Annotated in this window: 19 protein-coding genes; 14 read left to right on the plus strand and 5 right to left on the minus strand. The window is 51.8% G+C overall.

Annotated features, from left to right (window positions below; genetic code table 11):
• Positions 1-126: 126 nt before the first annotated feature.
• The gene (locus ABI361_05195) at positions 127-594 is read left to right on the plus strand and encodes a hypothetical protein (GenBank protein MEO9320049.1); all 468 of its coding nucleotides are present in this window, start codon (positions 127-129) and stop codon (positions 592-594) included.
• Positions 595-601: 7 nt separating this feature from the next.
• Here ABI361_05195 and ABI361_05200 read toward each other — a convergent pair whose 3' ends face one another.
• The gene (locus tag ABI361_05200) at positions 602-1,507 is read right to left on the minus strand and encodes a B12-binding domain-containing protein (protein MEO9320050.1); all 906 of its coding nucleotides are present in this window, start codon (positions 1,505-1,507) and stop codon (positions 602-604) included.
• A gap of 50 nt (positions 1,508-1,557) precedes the next feature.
• The gene (locus tag ABI361_05205; GenBank protein ID MEO9320051.1) at positions 1,558-2,250 is read right to left on the minus strand and encodes an ACT domain-containing protein; all 693 of its coding nucleotides are present in this window, start codon (positions 2,248-2,250) and stop codon (positions 1,558-1,560) included.
• A gap of 76 nt (positions 2,251-2,326) precedes the next feature.
• Between ABI361_05205 and ABI361_05210 the strand changes: the two genes are divergently transcribed.
• The 10 genes from ABI361_05210 (at position 2,327) to ABI361_05255 (ending at position 13,221) form a co-directional block, all read left to right on the plus strand.
• Positions 2,327-3,556 carry an argininosuccinate synthase gene (locus ABI361_05210; protein MEO9320052.1) on the plus strand — a complete coding sequence of 410 codons (1,230 nt, stop codon included), beginning with the start codon at positions 2,327-2,329 and terminating at the stop codon, positions 3,554-3,556.
• Between the two features lie 4 nt (positions 3,557-3,560).
• A complete protein-coding gene (locus tag ABI361_05215; GenBank protein ID MEO9320053.1) occupies positions 3,561-3,740 on the plus strand; it encodes an alpha-aminoadipate/glutamate carrier protein LysW in 180 nt (59 codons plus the stop codon).
• Positions 3,740-4,600: a lysine biosynthesis protein LysX gene (gene lysX / locus ABI361_05220; GenBank protein ID MEO9320054.1), complete on the plus strand. Its 861-nt coding sequence runs from the start codon at positions 3,740-3,742 to the stop codon at positions 4,598-4,600. Before ABI361_05215 ends, lysX begins: the two co-directional genes overlap by 1 nt.
• A gap of 122 nt (positions 4,601-4,722) precedes the next feature.
• Complete coding sequence (gene argC / locus ABI361_05225; protein MEO9320055.1) at positions 4,723-5,778, plus strand: N-acetyl-gamma-glutamyl-phosphate reductase; 1,056 nt, start codon at positions 4,723-4,725, stop codon at positions 5,776-5,778.
• Positions 5,775-6,578 (plus strand): [LysW]-aminoadipate/[LysW]-glutamate kinase, encoded by an 804-nt coding sequence (locus ABI361_05230; GenBank protein ID MEO9320056.1) that lies wholly within the window; start codon positions 5,775-5,777, stop codon positions 6,576-6,578. Before argC ends, ABI361_05230 begins: the two co-directional genes overlap by 4 nt.
• Positions 6,575-7,780, plus strand: coding sequence for an acetylornithine/succinylornithine family transaminase (locus tag ABI361_05235; GenBank protein ID MEO9320057.1), 1,206 nt, complete (start codon positions 6,575-6,577; stop codon positions 7,778-7,780). Before ABI361_05230 ends, ABI361_05235 begins: the two co-directional genes overlap by 4 nt.
• Positions 7,781-8,680: 900 nt before the next feature.
• On the plus strand, positions 8,681-10,042 hold the full coding sequence (locus tag ABI361_05240) for a fibronectin type III domain-containing protein (protein MEO9320058.1): 1,362 nt from the start codon (positions 8,681-8,683) through the stop codon (positions 10,040-10,042).
• A 69-nt stretch (positions 10,043-10,111) separates the two neighbouring features.
• Complete coding sequence (locus ABI361_05245; GenBank protein ID MEO9320059.1) at positions 10,112-10,318, plus strand: hypothetical protein; 207 nt, start codon at positions 10,112-10,114, stop codon at positions 10,316-10,318.
• Between the two features lie 488 nt (positions 10,319-10,806).
• Positions 10,807-12,081: a PQQ-dependent sugar dehydrogenase gene (locus ABI361_05250; protein ID MEO9320060.1), complete on the plus strand. Its 1,275-nt coding sequence runs from the start codon at positions 10,807-10,809 to the stop codon at positions 12,079-12,081.
• Between the two features lie 735 nt (positions 12,082-12,816).
• Positions 12,817-13,221, plus strand: coding sequence for a hypothetical protein (locus tag ABI361_05255; protein ID MEO9320061.1), 405 nt, complete (start codon positions 12,817-12,819; stop codon positions 13,219-13,221).
• 20 nt (positions 13,222-13,241) lie between these two features.
• On the opposite strand, the gene ABI361_05260 is transcribed toward ABI361_05255, so the two are convergent.
• The gene (locus ABI361_05260; protein MEO9320062.1) at positions 13,242-13,457 is read right to left on the minus strand and encodes a hypothetical protein; all 216 of its coding nucleotides are present in this window, start codon (positions 13,455-13,457) and stop codon (positions 13,242-13,244) included.
• 283 nt (positions 13,458-13,740) lie between these two features.
• Between ABI361_05260 and lysM the strand changes: the two genes are divergently transcribed.
• From lysM to ABI361_05275, 3 genes are all read left to right on the plus strand, one after another.
• Positions 13,741-14,187 (plus strand): HTH-type transcriptional regulator LysM, encoded by a 447-nt coding sequence (gene lysM / locus ABI361_05265; GenBank protein MEO9320063.1) that lies wholly within the window; start codon positions 13,741-13,743, stop codon positions 14,185-14,187.
• A 100-nt stretch (positions 14,188-14,287) separates the two neighbouring features.
• Positions 14,288-14,905, plus strand: a complete 618-nt coding sequence (locus ABI361_05270; GenBank protein MEO9320064.1) for a hypothetical protein — start codon at positions 14,288-14,290, stop codon at positions 14,903-14,905.
• Between the two features lie 68 nt (positions 14,906-14,973).
• Positions 14,974-15,372 (plus strand): DUF6659 family protein, encoded by a 399-nt coding sequence (locus ABI361_05275; protein MEO9320065.1) that lies wholly within the window; start codon positions 14,974-14,976, stop codon positions 15,370-15,372.
• 2 nt (positions 15,373-15,374) lie between these two features.
• On the opposite strand, the gene ABI361_05280 is transcribed toward ABI361_05275, so the two are convergent.
• Both ABI361_05280 and ABI361_05285 read right to left on the minus strand, forming a co-directional pair.
• Positions 15,375-15,833 carry a 50S ribosomal protein L15e gene (locus ABI361_05280; GenBank protein ID MEO9320066.1) on the minus strand — a complete coding sequence of 153 codons (459 nt, stop codon included), beginning with the start codon at positions 15,831-15,833 and terminating at the stop codon, positions 15,375-15,377.
• 54 nt (positions 15,834-15,887) lie between these two features.
• The gene (locus ABI361_05285) at positions 15,888-16,820 is read right to left on the minus strand and encodes a hydroxyacid dehydrogenase (GenBank protein MEO9320067.1); all 933 of its coding nucleotides are present in this window, start codon (positions 16,818-16,820) and stop codon (positions 15,888-15,890) included.
• Between the last annotated feature and the right edge of the window lie 5 nt (positions 16,821-16,825).

The raw sequence follows: 16,825 nt of genomic DNA on the forward strand, positions 1-16,825 counted from the left end.
TGACAGGAAAAGGCTTGGGATAACGGCCAATCAAGACCTCTTTGATCTGGCTGGCTGAACCGGACGGGGGCATTTCTGCCTGCAGAGTGCTTAAATTGTCGTCGGTTTTTTCTCGTTGTCGGACGCTTGATTAGCTTCGACCCGTTTATCCTCCAAGCTGCAGGAGTGCTTATTGTTTCGGTCCTCGCGTTCATTTTGGGGCTGGTCATAGCCTGGATCATAGTCTCGGTACCTGTATATATCGCGGCAAAGATTCTCACCGGCGGCAAGGCCCGCTTTACAAGAGCAATGCTCGTGACGGCAATCGGCCCGATAGTCATCGCAATCGTCTTTATCATAGCGCAGTTGGCGCTGGAGCTGACCATAGGCCAGAGGCCGCTTGTGATCGGAATATCGTTTATCTTAGCCTTTATCGCGTGGATCGGAGTCTTCAAGAAGGGCTTTGATACCGGCTGGCTGAGGGCCTTTGGCATTGCCGTCCTTGCGTCCATCGTCTTCATAGTGATAGGCATAATTGTCACAATCGCCATCCAGCACTTTGTGCCTCAGGCCCAGCCGCTGACGCCGTTTCCCTACCCGCTGCAGCAGGCCTAGGCTGCAGTCATCGGGCCTGCTGCCTGGCGCACCAGTTCAGGAAAGACTCTAGGTCTTTTCCTGCAAAGTCCCCGTTTTCCTCGCCTATGGCCAGCAGCTCCGGGGTAGTGTGGATCCCTATTCGCAGCTCGCCCTTGAGCCGGCCCTTGAGAGCCCTTGACGCCGAGCAAAGAAACCTCAGCGAGCCCTCGCCACTCGTAAAGATCCCGATTACGAGGCTGCCGCTCTTGTCAGCCCATTCCTTTGACACAAAGCGCTGGAAATCAATGTCAAAGAACGGGTCAATCTCGTGCTCCACGCTTCCAAGGTATTTCGTGTCCCAGCCCTCGAGTGCGAGCGCGCCTGCGGCACACTTGGCGGCAAGCCCCCTGTCGGCCGACCCTGCAACTATTATCGCATGCGCGTTTCGCAGGCTGGACTGACGCGGCTGTGCGGTCAGCTTGACAAGGTCGGTCAGCTCGCCAAGCAAATTCAGAAAATAAGAGCGCTCACTCCTGCTAAGCCTTCCGACGCTGTAAAGCTCTCCAATGGTGTTGACGGCAGGCATTATCACGTCGGTGAGGGCCTTGACAGGCTCGACGTTGGAGGTCAGGATGCCGGTCATCAGCCGCTGGGCCTGCTTTTCATTTCCGGCAAAAACAGCGGCGATTAGCTTTTGCTGCGCCTGCACGTAGCTTACCGGAAATTCCAGATCCGCTGCGCCCGGTTCAATGAACCAGACGTTGACGCTCCCGATTTTTTTCTTGCCGACAAGTCCCACGGCGTGCAGGACATCAAGATATTTTGTGACCGTCATCCGGTTAATGCCCGTCTTGTCTGCAAGTTCCACTCCTGAAAGCCCCGCGCCGGAATTCTTTAGCTCTTCGATTATCCTGCGCTTTACCTCGTCAAGCGTATAACGCCGGCTCACCATTTCCGAGACCCCGTTCTGCGATGAATGTTATGCAAGCAATTCCTCCGGGCCTACTTGTGCGCCTGCTTTTTCTTTGGCAGCTTGCGGGAACTTGAGATAAGGTCAGTCAGCGCGTTAAATGCCTTGCCAACCTGGTCCATCCTTACAAGGACTATTGTGTCGGTATAGCAGCTCACCGTGTCTTCGATGTTGATGTGCCTGCGCGCAAGCTGGTTGTAGAACGCTATCGCGCAGCCCGGGGTCTTGATGATTTCCTCGGGACTGTGAATGATAATCGCCGCCAGGTCGTCCTCGACTTCCAGGATGTCGTCGTCTGAGAACATCTCCCTTACGTCCTTTAGCAGCGTGTCATCAAATACCAGCGTTATCGACATTATGCTCTCAGAAACGCTGGTGAAGCTGTCGACGCTCTGGGTGAGCGATTTTGCCACTTTCTCGATATTTTTCTTGCTCTTTTTGGCCGAGAGCTTGGCGACATCCGTCTTGACGCTTATTGTGCTTGCGGCAAGTATGGACGCAATGGGCCTCTCCGGGACCTCGTAGTCAAGCCGGGACCGCTTGAGCGCCGTGACGATGCTCTCTATGCTCGTGTTCCTGTCAAGCATCTTGTCCACCTGCGGCTTTATTATCCTGGCCAGAGCGCTTATGTTGCAGTAGTCCCTCTGCAGAGAATCCTGGAACGAAAGGTCGCCGCTCACCACTTCCTTTACTGCATTTGTAATAGATCTATCGCTGACCAACATCGGTCAAATGCCCCCCGTTTGGGTCAATACTGACCAAAAAATATAAATGTAGTGCTCTTGACGCGAACGGCTGTTTATGGCACGCGGCACTGCTGTCCTGGCATATTCTGGAGGCCTCGACACTTCCGTCTGCATAAGGTACATCCAGACATTGCACAAGCTCGACGTTATCACGGTAACAGTCGACGTCGGCCAGGACGACGACTTTGGCGAGATAGAGCAGAGGGCCAAGACTATTGGCGCCATAAAGCACGTCTATATCGATGCCAAGCAAGAGTTTGCCGCGGACTATGTCACGCCAAGCATCAAGGCAAACGGGCTGTACCAGTCAAAGTATCCCCTTGCGACTGCGCTTGCCAGGCCGCTAATTGCCGCAAAGGCAGTCGAAGTGGCTGAAAAGGAGTGCGCCGAGGCAATCGCGCATGGCTGTACGGGCAAGGGAAACGACCAGATAAGGTTCGACGTCACAATGCGCGCGCTGAGCCCCCGCCTGAAGATTATCGCGCCCATCAGGGACATGAATCTGACAAGGGACGTAGAGATAGAATTTGCAAAAGAACAGTCCATACCGATAAGCTCCGAGGCAAAAAAGTACAGCATCGACCTGAATCTGTGGGGCCGCGCGGTCGAGGGCGGCAACATAGAGGATCCGTACTTTGAGCCCCAGCAGGACGCGTTCGAGTTTGTCGATCTGCAGAATACCAAGGCAGGCTATATCGAGATCACGTTTGATGCCGGAGTGCCTGTTGCAGCGGATGGAAAGGAAATGCCACTTACCGACCTTATCTCCTATGTGAACGACAGGGCAGGTTCGCACGGCGTCGGAATAGTCGACCACATCGAGGACAGGGTCGTCGGGATAAAGTCGCGTGAGGTCTACGAAGCCCCGGCGGCAGTCACGATAATTGAGGCGCATAAGGATCTTGAAAAGATGGTGCTGACAAAGCACGAACTGGCGTTTAAGAGAAGCGTCGATGAGCAATGGAGCTGGCTGTGCTACTCCGGCCTCTGGCAGGATCCTCTGCGCACGGATCTGGATAGGTTTATAGATGCGACTCAGATCCGCGTTAGCGGAAAAGTAAAACTAAAGATGCAGAGTGGATCTCTCCGCGTCGTTGGCCGCGAATCACGCTACTCACTTTACAAAAACGATCTGGCAACCTATGCCGCCGGGTCCACCTTTGACCAGAGTCTGGCCAAGGGGTTCGTAGAGCTCTGGGGACTGCAGTCTATAACGGCAAATTCGGTTGCAAGCCAGGGGCAGACAAGGCTGAACGAAAAATCTCCTAAAGGGAGGGGGGCATAAAGAATTGAAAGCAAAGGTCGAGTGCCAAGAATGTGGAGCCGACATTGGCGTTCCCGAAGACGCGGTCGTGGGCGAAATTGTCACGTGCCCCGACTGCGGGGGCGACTTTGAAATTTCCGCGAAAGGAAATGACAAGGTCGAGCTAAAGCCGGCAGAAACAGTAGGCGAAGACTGGGGTCAATAATGGTCGAGGTCTGCATCATTTACGACAAGGTGCGATTCGAGGAAAAGGCTCTTTATGAAAAGGCCCAACAAAAAGGGATAAAGGCACAGATCGTAGATGCAAAGTCGGTCGTTGTCAGCACGGAGAGCAAAAAGAAGGACTTTCAGCTTGGCGATGTGATACTGCAGCGCTCCGTGAGCCACTACCGCGGCCTTTACCTCACCGCGTGCCTCGAGTTCCTCGGATTTAGAGTAATCAACAAGTTCAAGGTGGGCGAGACCTGCGGAAACAAACTGCTGACCTCGCTGGTGCTGGCAAAGAGCAGGATCCCCACGCCGCGCACCCAGTTTGCGTTCAGCTCCGAGTCGGCTATCTCGAGCATCCAGAAGACCGGCTTTCCGCTGGTTCTAAAGCCAATCGTCGGCTCGTGGGGCCGCGGCGTCTTCCCGCTGCGCGACGACGAGATGGCAAACGTCATTGTGGAGATGCGCGAAGAAGACGACAACCCGCTTGCAAGAATATATTACATTCAGGAAATGATTGAAAGGCCGCCGCGTGACATCCGCTGCATCGTAGTCGGCGACGAAATAGCCGCTGCCATCTACCGGTACTCTGCAGAAAAGGAATGGCGCACCAACGTGGCAAGGGGCGGGACCGCGGAGCAGGCTCCGATCACCGCTGAACTCGAAGAAATGGCGCTCAAGGCGGCCAAGGCGGTGGGAGGCGGAATAGTCGGCGTCGACCTCATGGAGGACAAGACCCGCGGACTGGTCGTGCATGAAGTAAACAACACCGTGGAGTTTCGCGGCGCTGCTAGCGTTTCAAAGTCGGACATTCCCGGCACCATGCTGGACTACGCGGTGAGGATAGCCAAAAAATAACATGACCAAAATTGGTCAAACCTGACCCGCTTTGGTCATATTCGACCAAAAAATATAAATGAGGATTTTTGAGGCATCCAGTTAAAGAAATGCGCAGCATTGCGGAGTTGTACATTTAGCACATGACAAAGGTAGGAGTCGTAGGAGCATCGGGCTACGTCGGCGGCGAACTGCTGAGGCTGCTGGTCACCCATCCAAAGGTCGAGATTTCCATGGTTACCTCAAGGCAGAAGGCCGGCGAGTACGTCCAGCGCGTCCATCCTAGCCTCAAGGGCTTTATCGATCTCACGTTTTCGCCGATGGACATGGACAAGCTCTCAAGCGCCTGCGACCTTGTCTTTACCTCAGTCCCCCACGGCAAGGCAAACAAGATTGTGAAGGACCTTTACGACAGGGGCATGAAGGTAATCGATCTCTCCGCCGACTTTAGGCTCAAGAACCCCAAGGACTACGTCAAGTGGTACGGCTGGGAACACCCCTTCCCCGAGATGCTCAGCAAGTCTGTTTACGGCGTGCCGGAGTTCCACCGGGACGAGATAAAAAAGGCCCAGCTTGTTTCGTGCCCCGGCTGCATGGCCGTGACTTCGCTTCTTGCGCTAAAGCCGCTTATAGAGAATAATCTTATTGATACCGAGCACTTGGTGGTCGACAGCAAGATAGGCTCCTCGGGCGCGGGCCAGAAGGCAAACGCCGGCACGCACCACGCAATGCGCTACGGAGTCGTCAGGCCGTACAAGCCTGCAAAGCACAGGCACACCGGGGAGATTGAACAGGAGCTCTCCTCGATAGCCAAGAAGCATATTCACGTAAGCATGAGCCCGCACGCGGTAAACATTGTCCGCGGAATCCTTACTACAAACCACACCTTCCTCAAGCGCGACGTTGAGGAGCTAGACCTCTGGAAGATGTACCGCGCCTCCTTCAAGGGCGAGCCCTTTGTCCGGCTCATACGCGACAAGAAGGGGCTGTACAAGTTCCCAGATCCCAAGTTTGTGGTGGGCTCGAACTTTTGCGACGTCGGCTTTGACATAGACCAGGACAACCACCGCGTCGTCGCGCTTTCTGCGTCTGACAACCTCATGAAGGGCGCCGCCGGCTCGGCCATCCAGAACATGAACGTCATGGCCGGCTACGAGGAAACCGAAGGGCTCAAGTTCACCCCGCTTACTCCGGTATGATTGTCATAAAGATTGGCGGAAGTGTCGTTGACGGCCTGCACCTGTCAGCGCTTTCCGACATAAAGGCAGTCGCGGAAAAGGACAAGGTCGTGTTTGTGCACGGCGGAGGTAAGGAGGTCACGAGCATTGCGACCAAGCTTGGGAAGGAGCAGAGGTTCATCGTATCGCCCGGCGGCGTTCGCAGCAGGTACACCGACAAGGAGACTGCAGAAATCTACACGATGGTAATGTCGGGCAAAATAAACAAGGCCATCGTTGGCATGCTTTTGCGGCAGGGAATCCGGGCGGTAGGCATCGCCGGGGTTGACGGCGGGATTCTCAAGGCAGAGCGCAAAAAGAAACTCATGATTATCAATGAGAACGGCAGGAAAATGATGATAGACGGTGGCTACACCGGCAAGATAAGTTCAGTCGACCCGGCGCTCGTCGACAACCTTGTAAACACGGGCTACGTGCCGGTAATCTCGCCGATAGCGCTCAGCGAGGACTATGACTTTCTAAACGTTGACGGCGACAGGGCGGCCGCCTATGTTGCCGGCGGGGTCAAGGCCGACAAGGTCATCTTCATTACAAACGTCCCCGGGCTTATGCTAAATGAAAAGCTGGTCACCGCCATGACGCTCGAGCAGGCCAAGGATACGCTCCCAAAGATTGGCTTTGGAATGGAAAAGAAAGTCCTTGCCTGCACCGAGGCCATCGAGATGGGCGTGAAGGAGGCCATTATCGCTTCCGGCCAGGTGGAAAGGCCTGTCTCCTCGGCTATTGCCCACCAGAACTGCACGGTGATAACGCCGAAATGAGTGCCGAAGACCAGTACCTTGCAAACCTCTACCAGCGCTTCCCGGTAAATCTTGCGCGCGGAAAGGGCGCGCGGGTGTGGGACACGTCCGGCAAGGAGTACATCGACTGCATGGGAGGCTACGGCGTCGCGCTTGTGGGCCACTGCAACGACAGGGTCGTCTCTGCAATCAAGAGTCAGGCAGACACGCTGATTACGGCCCACATGTCAGTCTACAACGAAACCCGTCTGGCGTTCATGAAAAAATTTGCCGAGATTTCGCCGCCCGGGCTGTCCAAGATTTTCTTTACAAACAGCGGCGCGGAGTCGATAGAAGGCGCGCTGAAATTTGCCCGCAAGTACACGGGAAAGCCCGGAATCATTGCCATGAACGGCGCCTACCATGGCAAGACGTTCGGTGCGCTCTCGGTCACCTACAATGAAAAATATCGCAAGTCGTTCATGCCCCTGCTTGAAGGAGTCAAGTTCGTCCCGTACAGCGACCCGGCAAAGCTTGAAGAGTCAATCGACGAGAACACCGGAACCGTCATCCTGGAGCCGATACAGGGCGAGACCGGAATCATAGTGCCTCCGGACGACCTTCTTCCGAAAATACGCGAAATCTGCGACAGGCGCAAGCTCGTGCTGATATTTGACGAAATACAGGCGGGCCTTGGAAGGACCGGCAAGATGTGGGCAGGCCAGCACTGGAACACCACGCCGGACATCATGTGCCTTGCAAAGGGCATCGCAGGCGGCATCCCCATGGGCCTTATTGCATCCCGGCCGGAGATAATGGAGGCGACCAAACTAGGCGAACACTCGTCTACCTTTGGCGGAAGCCCCATTGCCTGCGCTGCAGGGCACGCCACGCTCCAAGCGCTGACCGAGGACGGCCTTGTCGACAACGCCGCCAGGATGGGCGTACTGTTCAGGGAAGGGCTGGAGCGACTCAAGGAAAAGCACAGGATAATCCGCGAGGTTCGCGGCAAAGGCATGATGATTGGCGTCGAGCTGCGCTTTGAGGTCAAAGACGTGCTCTTTGACGGAATCCGTCAGGGACTGCTCATGCTGTACTCGGGAAGGAACATAATCAGACTCCTTCCGCCTCTTGTGATGGATGAAGCGTTGGTTTCTCGCGCAGTCGACATAATCGACTCGATCTTGAGAAAAATGTCAATACAGAAGGGACTGGAACCGTCAAGCAGGATGGACAAGGAGTAAGTCATCATGTGCTCTATTCTTCATTGACATTTATGCCCATGTTCTAAACGCGGTCCCAATTGGTCACAAGAATAACAGTAAAGGCAAGCCAACCAATTACACCTGCCCAATAAACTCGATTGGATAGCGATCAGACAGTACAGCTACAGGCGGTTGAACTGACCTACAGACATGTAATCTACAGTTCAACTGGCGAAAGACGGGAGTTGGCAGGCGAATAATTCAAAAGACGCCAAAGCTTCATCGAGCTCTGGAATCATTGCTCAGTTTTCCTTCAATCCATCGCGTATGGCATCGAACTAAGCCAACTTTCTCTCTACCTTTCTCTTGCTTTCTTCAGGACTCTCCTAAGCTGTAGGGATATCCTCAATATTTGCAAGAATCTCGCATAGCTTGGCTGCCCGTGCCTTCCAACACTGATGCCTATCCATTTTGCCAAGCGGAATAACTAACAGGGATGTTCTGAAGGTGTTGAAGTAAACTGCTCACAAAACATGACAGGTTGCCCAAATTGGAATACAACTACATCAAGAACGCGCATGGAGAATTATTGGGATGCAATTACTGAGAAGCTAAATAGGATATTTTTCATGGCTATTTTATGCCGCCAAAACGGCAGAAACTCCGCACCTCGGACCAAAAAAGGCAAGTGAGCTGTTGGCCGCATATTGATTGCTATCGGAGAACTAGATGCGAATGTGGTCGAACGGAATTGTATCCTTAAAATTGCTAAAGAATGGAACCATAACTCAAAGTTCACTAATTAATTGTTAATCGACCTAGCTTCGGAATCAACTTCGAAATAAAAATTTAATAACTGCCCATCTGACACCATGGAAAGTGCGCCCTACAATAGTTACTTCTGCTTTTCTCGCAGCATTGGCTTTTTCGATCTGCATCATGTCGACAAGCAGTTTCTTGCAAAAAGTCTCAGCTGCTTCAATCCCGGATGCTCCAACCAATCTTACGCTCAGCGCAAATGCTACCAGCATTACTCTCCATTGGAATACTCCCGCATCAGATGGAGGGTCTCCAATCACAGGATACAAAATAGACACTCTAGCAACAGCAGTTTTGCCAACTAAAGACGCAAACACGAGCTCATTTCAATGGGGTCCTGTCCTGATATCAAATACGCAATCCCCTGATACTTTCTTTGTTGACAAACGGGTTGTCCCGACCTGCTACGAGTACTATAGAGTATCGGCAATAAATTCTGCAGGAACTGGCATGCCATCAAATGTAGCAATGGCGCATTTTGTATCGCTGTATGGCACAATTACAGATGCCACAGCCAGCTGTGGCATTAACGCTTTCGATCTTGCAATAGATAGCTCTGGCAACTTTGCACTTGCCTCAAACGCTAAAGTTCTTGTGTTTGACAAGAACGGTCTATTAAAAAACACAGTTCAGCCACTCTCTAATGGCAAGGGCAACTTTGCCCGTGCAACCGGTGTTGCGTTTGACAAGTCAGGGAACTTGTATGTTGCCGACGCGTTCAATGCAAAAATCTACAAGTTTGATCCCAGTGGAAAACTATTGAATTCATTTGGTTCGAGGGGCACGGGCGACGGTCAATTCGGCTCCCCATTTCAGGTAATTTTAGATAATGCTAGCAACTTTTACGTCCTTGAGGGTTCTCCAAATGCGATAGGTCCAAATTCAAATAACCGAGTCCAAGAGTTCGATTCGAATGGAAACTACCTGAGGACTCTTGCATCCCGCAACCAGATTGCAAATCCAGTTGGGGTTGCCGTTGACAAATCCAATAACCTGTATATTACTGAAAATATCCCGAGCAATTCTTCAGTAGTGAAGCTTGATTCTAATGGAAACTTTGTTTCACGGGTTATAGCATCAAACGGTCGTGGTCTGGACAATGGAACTTCTCTGATTAGCCCTGCAAAGTTGGTGGTTGACAGCGGTGGAAACATTTACGTTCTTGACAAGGGCTACATCAAAGAATACAAGTCAGACGGAACTTTTGTTTCATCGTCGCCCACGCGTACCAATTATGGCGCATTCATCGCAATTGACAGTTCCGACAACGTGTATTCCTTGAAGGGAGTACCAGCTATTGGTCCAGTTATTGGCTCAACAATGGGCTCGTACGAAGACACCCGCGTCGCGCAGGTCAATTCTGGTGAATCCGTCGTTCCGGAATTTGGCATGGTCGCAGCAAGCGTACTCGCATCGTCAGTCATTGCTGTGGTGCTGATAATGCGTTTTTCCGGGCGCCTACAGGGCTTGCCTCAAAAGTAGCTTGCATTGCAGTTCCGAATAGTCGACAGTCAAGATGATATAGTAGCGAGTACCTAGTGATTCTTACTCATGGGATTTCTAAAGAAACTTCGTGAAACCACAGAGAAGGCGGTAGACAAGGGAGCCGAGCTTGGCAAAAAAGGCATAGAGAAGGGCGCGGAGGTAAGCGTAAGGGCCTATGATGGTACGAAGGAAGCAGTGGAGAAGGGGCGTGAAAGGGCCAGAGAAGATAAACAGAAACCCCCTGATGCAAGAGACCAGGGGATAGAGTCTTAAAAGCAAGACTGCTCTCCTTCGGTAGGTCAGAATTAGCATTTAAGCTATGTCTGCTATGTCATGATTGTAAAGTTGATTGGTTTGGTAAGTTCAGCCGCGGTTACTATGGACGACAACATCCAACGTTGGCCGTCAGTTAAGTGATGTCCTTCAAAGATTATCCAAGGACTTTTCACACGTGAATATCCAATCCGCATCGAGCAAAATTCAATCTTTGTTCAGTTAGGCTAGTTAGTTGTTATGCTCTAGCATGACTTGTGCGGTCATTAAACGAAATGGGCAAAATCACGCTTGGACAGCTGGCAGATGCTGACCTCCAATTAGGGAAAAATTATGTTCTGCCGTCGAAACTATTGATGAACCTGAGTAACGAACGCTCATGTCCTCCTATTTCATTCTTCAATTGGTAACTATGTAAAGCAAAAGTTATAATCGCTGAGTATATCGTTGGTGCATTGTCAATTCCGTTACGGTTCCAATTTCTGATTTTGGTTGCATTTTCTTTCATTCCTATCCCCGCACTGGCTTCTGCACCCGAAGACCCGGTGATTGAGGACAAGGATTTTGTGGTCCAAAAATACATGACCGGGATTTGTTGCAGCCCAGTCACGATTGGATGGGTAAATAATGGCACTGACATGATAATCTTGCAACGGGATACCGGCGACGTGCACTATGCTCGAAATGGCGTATTCCGGCCGGAGCCTGTAACAAGTGAGACCATAACAAATGTTGGAGAGCAAGGGATGCTTACAATTGCTACAAAGCAAAACAAGGTCTACCTCTACTTTACCGAAGCCGACGCATATCGGGGTCATGCACTCGGAAAACGTGTATACAGTTACGACTGGGACGAAGCTGAAGGCAAGCTTGTAAACAAGACTCTGATAAAGGACATGCCTCAAACCCAGACGTATCACAACGGGGGAGAAATGACATTTGATAAGAACGGCACTCTATACATAATAGTGGGAGATGCAGGGCGCGCCGATAAGCTCGAAAACTTTGCAAATGGAGAGCCCGATGACACCGCTGTCGTTCAGCAGCTGGTGCCTCCCGGACCTTACTATGCCATGGGGATCAGGAACAGTTTTGGTTTAACCACCGACCCTGTAACTGGCAGTCTCTGGGATACTGAGAACGGTGAAACGTGCTGCGACGAGGTCAATATTGTTACTCCCAAGTTCAATAGCGGGTGGGAAACTATAATGGGGCCGGCAAACAGCACGCACAACAGAAACCATCAACCGTTGACGCAGCTGCCTACCTACCTGGACTACAAGTACCATGATCCGCAGTTTACCTGGGAAACATGCGTTGCCCCGACAGGACTGGCGTTTCCAGTCTCAGCTCCCTTTGCAAAATACAATAACAGTTTGTTTGTTGGAGACTTTAACAACGGCAATCTGTACAGATTTGAGCTAAATTCACGGCGCGACGGCTTTGACTTCCATTCTCCTCAGCTCAACGACTCTATCGCCAATACCGGAGAATCAATGGATGAGATAATATTCGGCAAAGGATTTGGCAATATTAGCGATGTCAAAATGGGACCTGATGGCTATTTGTACCTCGTCTCGTTTAATGAAGGCAACATTTACAGAATAGTACCTGCGGGTATAGCACTGCAGAATACGATACATGCTGACCCGCCCTTAGATCCGATTTACATTATCGTTGCCTTATTGGGGGCAGGAGGAGCTCTGGCTGCCACTGGAGTTTTGAGAACCAGATTAAACACAGGACGCAAAAGAATTGGCTAGAGTAGATGTAGAATAGAATGCATTACTGAAATCAGTAAAGACATTCTTGTTTGACCTGAGTATCTTGTTCTACTGCTGTGGATAGCCTGATAGGAGTCCTAAGTAAGCAACTAAAAAAGGACGGCAAATGACCTTGGTAATACTGAACGAATCCAGATATCGTAGCCAATAAAATCACGAGACTGCTTTGGAGTTTTTCCTTTTGCTCTTTTAAGATTTCCGACTAGTGGCAGAGGACTCTATAGACGGAATTGCCTGTCCAGGCCAACTAAATCACAGAACAATGCCAAAGATGAGTCTAACCAAATGGCATGTTCCTGCAATCATGACTGGAACTTGCCTCATAGAGGCCTGCCAGAGCAAGGCAGTTTCAAACCGTCATTTGGTTTTCTGATCTAACTATTTTGCAACCAGCTGCAAATCTAATTCTAGCTTGTATTGATATAGTAGAACAAGATATGAAGAGAGAACCTAATTCGATTGACAGAACGTAAACCCTGCGCTCAAAAAGCGCCTTTTCCGTGTATGACCTGCGACCGCGTCTTTGCAAGTTACGAGGAATATGCAGGACATACGCCTTGCAAAGTCACGGTGCCTGATCATTCCGGCAGATCGCAGGGGACGTTCAGGCCAAAGGAACACCGGTATTGATCGGTTGGACCTTTGGATAAGCGCGCCCGAAGTGCAGGCGATTCCCCAAGCCAACTTTATAAATTGCGTCGAAAGCCTAAGATCATGCTAGGGGAAAAAATTTACGAAGCTCAGGGCAAAGTTACTGGGACGAGGGTGCTCGATGCGGCCACATACAAGATCGAAAGCTCGTACACTGTTCAGGGCAAGTTCAAGGGCATTGAAGTAACAGAGATGGGAACTTTCTGGTCTGTCATGCGTCCTGGTGGCTTTCTTTCCGGAGAAGACCAAGCAGTGGTGATGACGGCAGAAGGTGACGTTGCTCAGGCGAGGCCTGTCGGAGTAGGCAGGTACACTGGCGGGGGGAAAATCAGGTACATAGGAACCGCTATCTATGGCGACAATTGCACGGGAAAACTCGCCTTTGCAAATAACATGGTGGTCAACTTTGACGTCGAAGTCGATTACATGAACGGCACGATGTCGGTACAGGGGTGGGAGTGGAAGTAAATTCTCCCTCGCCTGGCCGTCTAATCAATCTGGCGGCCAGATAAACCTCGTAGGAATGTTTCGCTGCGCTCCTGGGTGTAACCCTTGTCCCGCACGCGGCCCTGGTTCTGTGGAATCCTGGACTTGAGCCACTTCCAGTTCAGCATGCTTTCCGCCCTGTTTTCGGTGTAAAACTTTCGTATTGCAGACAGTGTCATGTCTATGGTCTTTGTCGCCAGGCCCTTCTTTCCCATCATTTTGAAGTAGGATACAGTGTGCTCCTCTTTGGCTCGAACATCAACGGTAAGCAGGTCATTACAGATGTCGGTCTCCTTGGGAGCTCCTTACGAATACCGCCAATTTTTAAAGTTAATAAAGTGGGATTCATAATTCGGTCTTGTGAATTCGTTATTGATACCCTCAAGCATAGTGCGAAATGCGTCTGAACTGGCCATTCAGAATAGTATAGCAGGCGTTGATACATTGACCTTCTACCTAAGACAGTCGACTAGGTGTTAACAGGCAAGGAGCAAGGGAGAAATGTCAACCGCGACACCGCCATCTAGAAACACTGACGAGCTGGACGCCAAGATACTTAAAATCCTTCAAAACGACGCTCGCAAGGCGTTTGTGGACATTGCGGCCGAGGTGGGGCTTTCAGAATCAGCCGTGCGCCGGCGCGTCAAGAACCTGACGGACAATGGAACGATCCGGCGCTTCACTCTCGATCTTGGCGCCAGCGACAGGACGAGCGCCATCAGCCTGATTTCCGTAAGCTCTACCGCGGACACTTCGGCAGTGTCTGCAAGGCTCATGAAGCTCGGCAACGTGGAGACCGTCTATGAGATCACCGGCCAGTTTGACATTGCGGCAATCATCAGCGCGCCGGCGATATCTGAGATAAACGGCTGCATTGACGAGATACGCAAGATTGAGGGCGTCTCGGACACCAACACCGTGATTATTCTAAAGACCATCCGCCAGTAGTACGTAACTGCCGCTTCATACGCGGCGTTTAAGGGCCGGAGCCTTGTCAAAGTCTCGGCAGTGCGCATGGTTGTCTAGGCGATGGACGCTCAGAATCTCGTTGGCCGTTGCGGCTATGATTGCCTGTTTTGCCGCACTTGCACTCACTCCGCCGGCCCAGCTGTATGACCCAAATCACAAGCCTGCGCCCGTGCAAAAGCCCATAACAAAACTGAGCGGAGAGAACACCGCGCAACAGGCAGACCAGGCGTTTGAATATACCGTGTCGACCGATCACCCTTTTACTGACAAGCTTTCAAGCGGAGCCAGCGAGCTTGCTAGCACCATCAAAAGCCCCGTCGAGTCGCTGTTTGAATATCAAAAGGTGCTAAACGCAAGCGAGATCTTTCCAAACCCCGCGGTAAAGCAGCGCGTCGTAAACCTGCAGAACGAGACGGAGTACCATCTCCCCAGGCTCACGTACAACATCCTTGGCCAGCACATCGAGGCAGCGAACGTGACCGTCGACATCAAGCCGACAAAGCTGGACAGCACAAGCACCAGGCTTGACCTCTACCTGTCAGCCCCGCACGCGACGGTCAACGGGGGTGCTCAGGGAATGATAAGCAAGTCCTATGACGATCTCGAGCTCAAGTCAGTATACGGAATCTATGACAGCTCGACTGACAAGGTCACCGTACATGCGCCTTACAGCGTGATATGGTATCTCGTCAAGTAGCTGCTGCAATCTCCTGTCGACCTGCCGCAAATCTATTAAACCGAGGGCTAGAACATTAGGATGCTTACATGTCTTCGCAAAAAAGGCCGCAGGCTGACCCGGAAGTTGCAAAGTACAGGGAAAAGTGCAACAGCATCCTTGCCGTTTCGCCGAACATCCGCTACGCCGGAATAATGAACAAATTTGGGCGGACCATAGCTGGCGGCCTCCGCAAGGGAGTTACGCCTCTCCTAAAGCCGGACGAAGCAAGAAACGAGTATTTTATCGAGGCAACACGAAACCAGCTCCGCAAGAACTTTGAGAGGTCAATCGGCAGAACAGAGTACACGTTCACCGAGAACGAGAAGGTAAAGATCCTCACTCTTTCGACTGACGAGTACTTTTACTACATCACGATAGACAAGGAGGCTCCGCAGACCGAAGTCTTTAGGACAATAGAGTCTGTAAGAAAACTGGTCGCAAAGTAAGGCTACTCTGCAAAGGCCTTGAGCTTGCCGCGCATTTCCCTGTCTCTTGAAATCGCCGGGTGATTCGGGTCCGCCAGAATGATCTCGTACCAGATGTTCATTCCGTCCTTGTGCAAATAGTATGAGCCCAGGACTTCTAGGTTCGGGAACTTTTCCGCAACCCTGCGCTCGGCCACCTTGCGCATGCTTATTCCCTGCTTGATGCGGACGACACCCAGGTGCTTCGGCCTTCTGCCAGCGACCGGCCTCTGCTTGCGCATGCCGCCCCTGCCAACGCGCGTGCGAATCACTACAATGCCCTGTTTTGCCTTGTAACCCAACCGCCTGGCCCTGTCAAGCCGGCTTGGCCTCTCAATCCTGTGTACCGTAGGTTCAGTTCGCCACAAGATTGCCTTGGACTTGAGCTCGTCAGAATTGTTCTTCCACATCCTTGTCCAAGTGTCGGCCATGTAGCTGCGCATAGGTCAGACTCTCTCCCAGTCCCCCTTATATCCTATTTGCCGGAAGAAAAATTGCTAAATGACGCCGCGGAGAATCTGGATGATCTTTTCGGCAATGACAGTCGAGGCGAGTTCCTGGCCTTCCTTTGTCTGGGCGCCGATATGCGGCGTGCATATTACGTTTGGAAGCTCTATCAGCATCCTGTTTGTCGGCGGCTCGACCTCAAAGACGTCAAGGGCGGCGCCGGCCAGCCTGCCGGCCTTGAGCGCGTCATGCAGCGCCTTTTCGTCGATAATCTCGCCCCTTGAAGTATTGACAAGAAAGGCCGTCGGCTTCATTTTGGCCAGCCTCTCTGCGTTGAACATCTTTATCGTTTCCTGCGTTGCAGGGACGTGACAGCTTACAAAGTCAGAGCTCTCAAGAAGCGTGTTTAGGTCAGTGACTACCATGCCCGTCTCTCTTACAAATTCCGCGTTTATAGGATAAGGGTCGTAGCCTACGAGGTTCATCCGCAGCGCCTTGGCTATTCTGCCAAGGTTTCTTCCGATGTTGCCGACTCCGACGATTCCCAGGTACTTGCCCTTAAGCTCGGTACCCATCAGGTCTTTTTTAATCCAGTTGCCCTTCTTGAGCTCCGAGTCAGCTCTTGGAATGCTCCTTGCAAGGGAGAGCATCAGGCCGATTGCGAGTTCTGCCACCGCGGTCGATGCTGCCTCCGGCGCGTTTATCACCCGGATCTTTCTCGACTCGGCAGCCTTGACGTCGACGTTGTCAAGCCCGACGCCAACGCGGGCAATGATTTTCGCCCGGCCGGCTGCTTCTATGACTTCCTTTGTCACCTTGGTCCTGCTCCGTACAACTATTACGTCAAAATCCTTAACAGCGCCTACCATCTCGCTTGCCTTGATATCGGGCTTGTAATCGACAACAAGACCGGAACGCTTCAGGCTTTCAATGCCAGCCTGGTCTATGGAGTCGCAGATTAGAACCTTGCCGGCGACTTGCATAGAGC

It is taken from the genome of Nitrososphaera sp., assembly GCA_039938515.1.
GTDB lineage: Archaea > Thermoproteota > Nitrososphaeria > Nitrososphaerales > Nitrososphaeraceae > Nitrososphaera.

Coding starts and splice junctions, on each gene's coding strand:
- ABI361_05200 (MEO9320050.1), bottom strand. CDS start 1,507: ATGGTGAGCCGGCGTTATACGCTTGACGAGGTAAAGCGCAGGATAATC.
- ABI361_05205 (MEO9320051.1), bottom strand. CDS start 2,250: ATGTTGGTCAGCGATAGATCTATTACAAATGCAGTAAAGGAAGTGGTG.
- ABI361_05210 (MEO9320052.1), top strand. CDS start 2,327: ATGGCACGCGGCACTGCTGTCCTGGCATATTCTGGAGGCCTCGACACT.
- lysX (MEO9320054.1), top strand. CDS start 3,740: ATGGTCGAGGTCTGCATCATTTACGACAAGGTGCGATTCGAGGAAAAG.
- argC (MEO9320055.1), top strand. CDS start 4,723: ATGACAAAGGTAGGAGTCGTAGGAGCATCGGGCTACGTCGGCGGCGAA.
- ABI361_05230 (MEO9320056.1), top strand. CDS start 5,775: ATGATTGTCATAAAGATTGGCGGAAGTGTCGTTGACGGCCTGCACCTG.
- ABI361_05235 (MEO9320057.1), top strand. CDS start 6,575: ATGAGTGCCGAAGACCAGTACCTTGCAAACCTCTACCAGCGCTTCCCG.
- ABI361_05240 (MEO9320058.1), top strand. CDS start 8,681: ATGTCGACAAGCAGTTTCTTGCAAAAAGTCTCAGCTGCTTCAATCCCG.
- ABI361_05245 (MEO9320059.1), top strand. CDS start 10,112: ATGGGATTTCTAAAGAAACTTCGTGAAACCACAGAGAAGGCGGTAGAC.
- ABI361_05255 (MEO9320061.1), top strand. CDS start 12,817: ATGCTAGGGGAAAAAATTTACGAAGCTCAGGGCAAAGTTACTGGGACG.
- ABI361_05260 (MEO9320062.1), bottom strand. CDS start 13,457: ATGATGGGAAAGAAGGGCCTGGCGACAAAGACCATAGACATGACACTG.
- lysM (MEO9320063.1), top strand. CDS start 13,741: ATGTCAACCGCGACACCGCCATCTAGAAACACTGACGAGCTGGACGCC.
- ABI361_05275 (MEO9320065.1), top strand. CDS start 14,974: ATGTCTTCGCAAAAAAGGCCGCAGGCTGACCCGGAAGTTGCAAAGTAC.
- ABI361_05280 (MEO9320066.1), bottom strand. CDS start 15,833: ATGCGCAGCTACATGGCCGACACTTGGACAAGGATGTGGAAGAACAAT.
- ABI361_05285 (MEO9320067.1), bottom strand. CDS start 16,820: ATGCAAGTCGCCGGCAAGGTTCTAATCTGCGACTCCATAGACCAGGCT.